Origin of the sequence: Limnofasciculus baicalensis BBK-W-15, assembly GCF_024178385.1 — a bacterium.
Taxonomy (GTDB): domain Bacteria; phylum Cyanobacteriota; class Cyanobacteriia; order Cyanobacteriales; family Coleofasciculaceae; genus Limnofasciculus; species Limnofasciculus baicalensis.
The window spans coordinates 1-5,052 of sequence record NZ_JAMZMM010000400.1 but is presented as its reverse complement, the minus strand read 5'-3'; the positions used below and the strand labels follow the sequence as shown (position 1 = coordinate 5,052).

At 44.4% G+C, this 5,052-nt stretch carries 3 protein-coding genes; 2 read left to right on the top strand and 1 reads right to left on the bottom strand.

The genetic code is table 11. The annotated features are described in order from the left end of the window. Positions 1-1,110, top strand: a 1,110-nt coding sequence (locus NJ959_RS25310) for a response regulator (protein ID WP_254014528.1), incomplete at its 5' end; no start/stop codon positions are given. Continuing rightward, positions 1,103-2,539, top strand: coding sequence for a response regulator (locus NJ959_RS25305; protein WP_254014527.1), 1,437 nt, complete (start codon positions 1,103-1,105; stop codon positions 2,537-2,539). The genes NJ959_RS25310 and NJ959_RS25305, both read left to right, overlap by 8 nt. A 77-nt stretch (positions 2,540-2,616) precedes the next feature. Here the strand turns inward: NJ959_RS25305 and NJ959_RS25300 are convergent, their stop codons facing one another. Beyond that, positions 2,617-4,953, bottom strand: coding sequence for an IMS domain-containing protein (locus tag NJ959_RS25300; protein ID WP_254014526.1), 2,337 nt, complete (start codon positions 4,951-4,953; stop codon positions 2,617-2,619). Between the last annotated feature and the right edge of the window lie 99 nt (positions 4,954-5,052).

The window sequence follows — 5,052 nt, the reverse complement described above, 5'->3', positions numbered from 1 at the left end:
GGGGAGTGGGGATTGGGGGATGAGACAGAAGATCCAGACTATGAAGAATTTACTGTGTCAGAGAGTCATAAAGTTAGAGATTCCTCTTCTGACTTCCCACTTCAATCCCTATTATTTGAAGTTTCTGACACTGGTGCTGGTATTGCTTCAGAAGAAATAGAGTTCCTCTTTGAAGCCTTTACCCAAACGGCAATTGGCCGTAAATCTACAGAGGGAACGGGACTTGGTTTGCCGATAAGTCGCTCCTTTGTGCAATTGATGGGGGGAGATATTACTGTTAATAGTATTGTTGGGGAGGGAACTACGTTTAAGTTTAATGTTCAGATTCAGTTAGCTAAAGGGAGTGATATTAATGTCCGACAAGCTACTGGACGGGTTATTTCTTTAGTACCTGAGTCTATAGCATATCGCATTCTGGTTGTGGAAGATAATTGGGCAAATCGCCAACTAGTGGTGAAACTACTGACACCCATAGGTTTTGAGGTGCGCGAAGCCGAAAATGGCATCGAAGCAATTGCTTTGTGGGAGTCTTGGCAACCCGATCTAATTTTTATGGATATGCAGATGCCTGTGATGGATGGGTATGAAGCGACCAAACGTATTAAACTTAGGGAGGCAGAAATGGGGAGATGGCAAGAGCGAAAAGACAATCAATTCCCAATCCCCAATTCAAACTCTACAATTGAAAGGGATAAGGAGACGGTGATTATTGCCCTGACAGCAAATGCCTTTGAAGAGCAGCGCCAAACTATTTTATCCACAGGTTGTGATGACTTTATTTGTAAGCCGTTTCAAGAGGAAATCCTTTTGGAAAAGATTGCAAATCATCTGGGTGTGCTATATATCTGTGAAGATTCGCCAAGACGAACTTCACCTCACTCCCCAGACAGCCTTGAGGTACTCACCCCTGATGCCCTAGCGATGATACCTGAAGAATTGCTCTTTCAGCTTCACCAAGCTGCACAAGCGTGCAATGATGATGAGATTCTCACCCTCATCGAGCAAATTCCGGAGGGAAATGCTGATATTAAGTCAGCATTGATTAATTTAGTTAATAATTTTCGACTCGATCTCATTTTCGATCTTACTCAAGCATTCGCTAATGGTTAGCCATTCATTTCTCACTGCTAAACCTGACATTTTATTAGTTGACGACAACAGAGAAAATCTACGTTTGTTGTCCACGATGTTGAGCGACTGTGGATATAAAGTCAGAAAGGCAATTAATGGTTCTCTTGCTTTGAGGGCAATCGCAGCAGTCAAGCCTGATTTGATTCTGCTTGATATTAATATGCCTGACTATAACGGCTATGAAGTTTGTCTAAAGGTTAAGGCTGATTCACAGACAGAAGATATTCCGATAATTTTTATTAGCGCTCTCGATGAGGTTTTAGATAAGGTTAAAGCTTTTGAGGTTGGGGGAATAGATTACATCACCAAGCCATTTGAGATGCAAGAAGTCTTGGTTCGAGTCAAAACTCATTTAACTATTTCTCAGCAACAAAAACAACTGATATCTCACCAAAAGAAGTTGGCGGAACGAAATTCACAACTACAACTGCTCCTGACAACAACAAAAGCAATTAGTGAAGCTTCTGACTTTGATGCTGCATTAAAGGTTACTCTCTGCCAAGTTTGTGAAAAAATTGGTTGGGATTTTGGTGAATTTTGGTTACCTAACTCTCCGGCTACGGTTTTTGAATTGGGGAAAGGTTGGTATGCTAGTCACCCGCGTTTTCAGGAATTCAGACGGGAAAGTAAGACGTTAACATTTGCTACTCAAAAGGAATTTCTGAGGGAAATATGCTACAATCGCCAACCCTGTTGGCTCACCGATGTTTCTCTTGAACCTGGTGATGTTTTTCAAAGAAACCAGATTGCTAGTAATGTGGGATTAAAAGCCTGTTTGGGTGTTCCTATTCTTTTTGATAACCAAGTACTAGCAATTTTGCTATTTCTGAAACAGGAGGCGAGCAAGCCGGAAATACAAATTATTGAATTAGTTACTTCTCTGGCTACCCAATTAAGTGCATTTATTATCAGGAAGCGTTCCGAGTCAGCTTTGCGGGATAGTCAGGCGCAGTTAGCTGCTATGGCGGCAAATATTCCGGGATGTGTTTACCGGGGTGTGGTTCATCCGAATGGAAAAATGAAACTCCTCTATATTAGTCAGGGAGAACATGAATTGAGTGGTTTAAATCCCAAGGAGGCGATGCGAGAAAGAGCCAAGTTATTAGAAACTATTCCTCCAGATAGCAAAGCTCATTTCTATGAAGCATTGAAAGCTGCTGCTGCTTCCCATAAGCCGATTACTCAAGAATACCCGATTACTGCTCCTAATGGTGAGGTAAAGTGGGTGCGAAATAGCGCCAGATATTCCCTGATGGATAATGGGGATGTTGTTGTTGATGGTGTGGCTATTGACATCAGCGATTGTCTTCGCCGTAGCTTTTCTTCAGATGTGGCAGTACAAGAGCATTTGCGACTCTTAGAAGAAGCAATTGCGGCTTCTTCTCAAGAAGATAATCAAAGTACTTAGGAATTACCCCGGAAGTAGGGTGCGTTATCGTCACGCACCCTACTTTTTACTAACAAACAGTAAAAAATAACCAATAACTACCTCACCTTCATATCCCTAATTAACCACTTACCCTCTCGACGTACCAATTCATACTGGATACGCAAATTTTCACTATAGGATTTAGCCTTATTTATCTCTCCTCCCTCATACACGCGAGCCTCTTCACTCACCGCCGCTTCTACCCTAGCAACATCGGGATTAGCCGCACTAGTTTGGACTCCAGTCACCTTAACCTTGTGGTTGTATTGCCAGTTAGTATTATTTTGTTTAGCAGCTTCGGCTCGTTTCTGCCAAGTTGACAGAATGGGATTGGCTAAGATTTGATTTAAACGCTCAACTTGATGCTCCCTACCCAGTGCTAAAGCTTTAGTCGATAACCAGGTAGAAATAGTTTGTTGTGCGGTTTCTTCATTTAGCAATCCCCCTGGCGCAGTTAACTCGCTACCAGGCGGGGGAATTTGGATTGGAGGTTGAGCCAACTGTACCATTGGTTGCTCTGGCTCTAACTTGGGTGCTGAGTTGAAGGCTTTTTTCACTCCCCAACCTAATAGAGTTGCTCCGAACAAACCTGCGATCGCAATTATAATTAATAATTGGACTTTTTTGAGAGACTTGAACCGATGAGGTAAACTTTTCAAACCCATCAGGGGCACTTTCTGGGAACCGCCTATGCCCGAGGGTTTATAGGTTGAATGCCCCTGATGTGAGCGATTTGTGCCTGATTCTGATTTACCTTTTGGTTGACTCCCTAGGCGGGATGAGTCTGTCGTGCTTTTTCCTGGTGAGGGATTGACAGATTGGCGACTCGATCCAGGGGAGACTCGCGAGTCAGGTGGGAGGGTTGAGACTCCTGATGTAGTTGCTGCTATCGTAGCTGTGCGACTGCTACCGCTGCTACCAGACTCTCGTTGCTCCATTAAACGGGAACCAATCGCAGCCGCTTTTCCATTCCCTCCTCCTTCCCCTCTCGGGTAATTGGTATTAACTCCAAATTGCTCTTGAACTCTGTTGTCACTGACACCCATTCCTGATGTGGCAGTAGCGTAGGCTTTTTTCTGAGATTCTACCGCCCATTGATTATCTGCTTGTTCGGTAAAATCTGGCATATTTTCTAAATACCCCTGGACTTGCTCATCAGCAAAGTACTCTTTCAAAGATACTTTTTTCTTCGCCAAGTCTCGGAAGTGGGGAAATACAGAATTTTGCAGCCAACGTTCCCCGTAAAGGCACAATCCCGGTAATAAATCCGGTGCCCCCTGAGAATTTTCTCGAATAAAGGCGAGGGGTTCATACTCCTGAGATAATTCTAAAGAGCTACTTGCTTCTTCCGTTTGACCTAATAGTAAGGCACAGACTGACTGTTCCAGATGAACATCCTGACGTTTGCCCAAACGGATTAACATTTGCTTGCCACGGGCAATCAAGGCAGGTTGACGTTCCGCAAATCCCCGTGCTACTAAGGCATAAACGGCTAGGTACGTGGCAACGGCTGAAGGGCGCTTGCTCTCTGCTTCAAAGATAGTTTGCTGCTGCGCTGCTGTCAGATAGCCTCGCAACTGCTGAATAAACCGTAAAAAGTCATCAATACTTAACCCAGATTGATCTTCCCCTGTACCATCAATGCCCAGTCTTTCGGCGAGCATATCTTGCAGTAACTGCAATCCCTTCCGTCGCTCCGTGACATTTTCGTCTGGTAGGGCTAATAATTCTAAGATACGATATGGGCGTAGTTTATAGAGATCGGTTTGAATTTCTCCGCGCACTGTGGCAAATAGCCCCTCCTTGAGGAGCAATTCTTGACCTGTTTCCAGAGACAGGGCGGCATTTTCATACTCACCTTGCTGCCATTGTTCCCGTCCCAATTCTAAGCAAGCTAGTGCCAGCGTCAGTATCATATCAGGTCTTACCAATTGGGAGTTGCCCAACCGACCTTTATCTAAACTAATGCTGTCCTGTTTGCTAAGATAGGGTCTGGCTAACTGCAGAACGATTTCGTATTCTCCAAGTTCTTGCAGAATTAGCAATGCCCCTACTAGTTGCTCGGTTTTGATTTCAATGCTGGAACCCTGAAGTTCAGCAGTTGTACCTAGCGCTGTTTCACTTCCTGGTAAGGAGGTAGGGGGTAGCTGTGGACTTGACTCTAATTGGTAAGTTTTAGCCAGAAAGTTAGCATCGTAGGCGGTGCGCTTTTCGGAGTCAGAGAGAACCTCATAAGCTTCATCTAAGAGTTCCTTGCGAGAAGCGATGGCTATTTCAGAGTATTCGCGGCGCGGCAGTTGTTGGGCGCGATCGCGATAAGCTTGGCTGAGTTGTTCTGTAGTAGCCTGAATCGGCAGTCCTAAAATTCGGTAGTAATCGAGCGGAATTCGCACGGTTGACTCCCCCACGTTAACCTATTCAGTTATTGTATCAAGTCAAGCTTATCCTTGGTTGTTATTTTCAGAGATCTGGTGGGAGTGGGGAGTGGGGAG